Source organism: Methylomonas sp. BG-2, from assembly GCF_057766305.1.
Map to the genome: position 1 here is coordinate 1 of NZ_JBYMAP010000321.1, position 3473 is coordinate 3473.

4 protein-coding genes are annotated in these 3473 nt (G+C 58.0%); 2 read left to right on the forward strand and 2 right to left on the reverse strand.

Translation table 11 applies throughout. From position 1 onward, the window contains the following. Nucleotides 1-1587: DUF885 domain-containing protein (locus tag AC3B8H_RS19485; RefSeq protein WP_488443184.1), on the forward strand; the 1587-nt coding region annotated here is incomplete at its 5' end. A gap of 265 nt (nucleotides 1588-1852) precedes the next feature. On the opposite strand, the gene AC3B8H_RS19490 is transcribed toward AC3B8H_RS19485, so the two are convergent. After that, on the reverse strand, nucleotides 1853-2668 hold the full coding sequence (locus AC3B8H_RS19490; protein WP_488443185.1) for a DUF2797 domain-containing protein: 816 nt from the start codon (nucleotides 2666-2668) through the stop codon (nucleotides 1853-1855). Nucleotides 2669-2738: 70 nt separating this feature from the next. Between AC3B8H_RS19490 and AC3B8H_RS19495 the strand changes: the two genes are divergently transcribed. Beyond that, nucleotides 2739-3161, forward strand: coding sequence for an inorganic diphosphatase (locus AC3B8H_RS19495; RefSeq protein WP_488443186.1), 423 nt, complete (start codon nucleotides 2739-2741; stop codon nucleotides 3159-3161). A 46-nt stretch (nucleotides 3162-3207) separates the two neighbouring features. On the opposite strand, the gene AC3B8H_RS19500 is transcribed toward AC3B8H_RS19495, so the two are convergent. Beyond that, nucleotides 3208-3473, reverse strand: a 266-nt coding sequence (locus tag AC3B8H_RS19500) for a hypothetical protein (RefSeq protein ID WP_488443187.1), incomplete at its 5' end; no start/stop codon positions are given.

A 3473-nucleotide genomic window follows, 5' to 3' on the forward strand; every position in this document is an offset into this window, starting at 1 on the left:
TTTATTTCCGAATATTTTGAACAGCATCCTACCTTCGCGGCGGAAGCCGGCCGGCACGAGTTCGACGGCCGTTTGCCGGATTGGAGTCCGGAAGGTTTGCATCGCACCGAACGCTGGCTGGAAGCGCGGCGAATGCAGGCGCTGGCTTATCCGGATCAAGCCTTGACGTCCGCGCAACGCTTCGAGCGCGATTACTTGTTGGCGACGGTCACCAAGGAATTGTTCTGGCGGCAAGTCGCGCGTTGGCCGTTCAAGAATCCACAATTCTATGCCGGCGCGCTGGACCCGAATCTTTACATCAGCCGACCCTATGCGCCGCCGGCCGAACGAATGCGGGCGTTTATCGCTTACGCCGGCAACGTGCCGCAAGCGGCGGCGCGGATTCGTACCAATCTGGAACTGCCGTTACCGCGCACTTATATCGATATCGGCAAGACCGTGTTCGGCGGCCTGGCCAAGTTTTACGAAGCCGAGGCCAAGGCGGCGTTTGCCGGCGTTGCCGATCCTACGCTGCAACGCGAATTCGCCGAGAAGGTCGGGCCGGCGGCAAGGGCCTTAAATGAATTGGTGGACTGGTTTGAATTGCAAAGGCCGACGGCGACCGACAACTTTGCACTGGGGGCGGAGAAATTCAGCCAAATGCTGGCGGACACCGAGCTGGTGGAGATGCCTTTGCCGACATTGGCGCGGATGGGCCGCGCCGATTTACAGCGCAATCTAAAAGCACTGAAGCAAGCCTGTCGGCGCTTTGCTCCCGCCGCGACCACCGCCGAATGCGTCGCCCAAGCCGAGGCGCATAAACCGGCGGCCGGTCCGGTTGCCGCCGCGACCGAGCAACTCAAGCAACTGAAAACCTTCGTCGCCGAGCGGCAATTGCTGACGATTCCAAGCGACGACGAAGCAACCGTCGCGCCGTCGCCGCCCTACGCCCGCTGGAATCTGGCGTATATCGATATTCCCGGGCCCTACGAACACGGCTTGCCGTCGGTGTATTACGTAGCGCCGCCCGATCCGGCCTGGACCGCGGCCGAGCAAGCCGCTTACTTACCCGGCCGAGCCAATCTGCTGTTCGTGTCGGCGCACGAGGTGTGGCCCGGCCATTTTCTGCAATTTCTGCACGCCCACCGGGCCGGCTCCAAGTTTGCTCGGTTGTTCGGCAGTTATGCCTTTTCCGAAGGTTGGGCGCATTACAGCGAAGAATTGGTCTGGGAGGCCGGCCTGAAAGATGGCGATCCTGAAACCCACATCGGCCAGCTGGTCAACGCCTTGTTGCGCGACGTGCGCTTTCTGGCGGCGCTGGGTTTGCACACCCAAGGTTGGAGCGTGGAGCAAGCCGAACAAATGTTTCGGGAGCAAGCCTTTCGCGATCCGGGCAATGCCCGCCAGCAGGCCGCGCGCGGCACCTTCGACCCGGCCTATCTGAATTACACGTTGGGTAAATTGCTGATTCGCCATTTGCGCGACGATTGGTGCGCCAAGCGCGGCGGCAGGGCCGGCTGGCACGACTTTCACGACGCTTTTCTGTCCTATGGTGCGCCGCCGATTCCGTTGGTCGGAAAGGCGATGTTGGCTGGTCGGGATGATTAAACCGCTCCGCAAAAACCCTGCGTTTTGAAGTTGCGGAAGGGCCTTGGGTTGGAGCTTTTTTAGGCGGCAAGCAAAGTCCCGCGACCAAAATGGCGGGCGGAATTGGCAGGCCATTCGTTCGCCGAGCGGAAGCGGAGAATGCTGGGCTTCGACTCCGCTCAGCCTACGTCATCCGGCGCTCAGCCAGCGTGATCCGCCGTTCAGTCCGCGTGATCCGGCGCTCTGCCAGCGTCATCCGCCGCTCCCAAGCCCTAAATGAATCGCTTTAGGTTTCGGCTTCTATTTCGTAGCCGGCATATTTGCGGATGTTGATGACGCCGCTGTCGAAGATCAGGTACTGGCCCTTGATGCCGAGCAAGGTGCCGGACACGGTCGGGTCTTTATCCATATTGAAGGATTTGACTTTGGTCGGATATTCCAAAACCGGATAATTCAATTGCACCGCTTCGGCGTCGGATAGCAAGGTTGGCGGCTGTTCGGCGAAGCGTTCCGTGATCGCGGCCAGTTCGGTTTGGCATTGGTTTAGCAGTCCGTCGCGCAGCACCGGCAGATCGAGTTCGACGGTGTTGTTTTTCAGCATTTGTTGCCAGCTGGTTTTGTCGCTGACGTGTTCGGCTAGAGTGACTTCGATCAGGCCGGACAAATGGCGGGAGGCAACTTCGAATACCGGCAAGGCCTGCACCGCGCCCTGGTCTATCCAGCGGGTCGGGATTTGCGAGCGGCGGGTGATGCCGACCTTGATGCCGGAGGAGTTGGCCAGATAGACGATGTGCGGTTGAAAGCAAAATTCCTCGCCCCAGCTCGGTTCCCGGCAGGTGCCGGCGGCGTAATGGCAGGTTTCCGGTTTGACGATGCACATGTCGCATTGCGCCAGCTTGATGAAACAGGGATAGCAATAGCCCTGGTTAAAGCTTTTCTTGGTCTTGTTGCCGCAATGCACGCAAAAGATTTGGCCGGTGTGGCGCAGTTTCAGCGTTTTGCCGATCAGCGGGTTTAACGGGAGTTGTTGATCGCCGACCGGCAAACGGTATTGCACCGGATCGGCCAGCGCGCCGCGCATTTTTTCCAGACTGCCTATCACCTGTTAATCCTGATTACTGGGGAACAGTGACTATAATGACAGCCTTTTTCACGTGCTCAAAGAGGAATTGATGTCGTTTATGCAAGTTGCCGCCGGCGGCAACGTACCGTTCGAAATGAATGTAGTGGTCGAGATTCCGGCTTTCAGCGATCCGGTTAAATACGAAGTGGATAAACACACCGGCGCGTTGACGGTGGATCGGTTTATGGGCACCGCGATGCAGTATCCCTGCAATTACGGCTACATTCCGCAAACCCTGTCGGAGGACGGCGATCCGGTCGATGTAATGATTATCACCCCGGCGCCGTTATTGAGCGGTTGCGTGATCCACTGTCGTCCGGTCGGGATATTGCAGATGGTGGACGAGGCCGGACCCGATCCCAAGCTGTTGGCGGTGCCGATGCCGCAATTGACGCCTTTTTACAATCACGTCACCGATTACCGGGACTTGCTGAAGCCGCGCGCGATAAATGAGCAGTTGGATGCGCGATAAATGAGCCAATTTAAATTTACAGAGTGCGGAACTTAATTGCCAAATATCAAACAACGCACGAAACCGACGCCAAATAATCGACGGCTGGCCAGTTCGAAATTTTAATAGAAATATCTCCAACCACGTCGCTCGAAACAACTTCAGACTCACCGCAAACACGCGTCGTCGTCGATGCACCAATCGTGATTTCCATCGTCGCTCCAACCGGGACATTCGACAGCGTTGCAACATCGATACCGTCAGCCACTATCGTCGTTTTATCGATCGCGACACCCATTGCCGGGCGAGCAATCGGCGCTTCGGCGTCGAGCG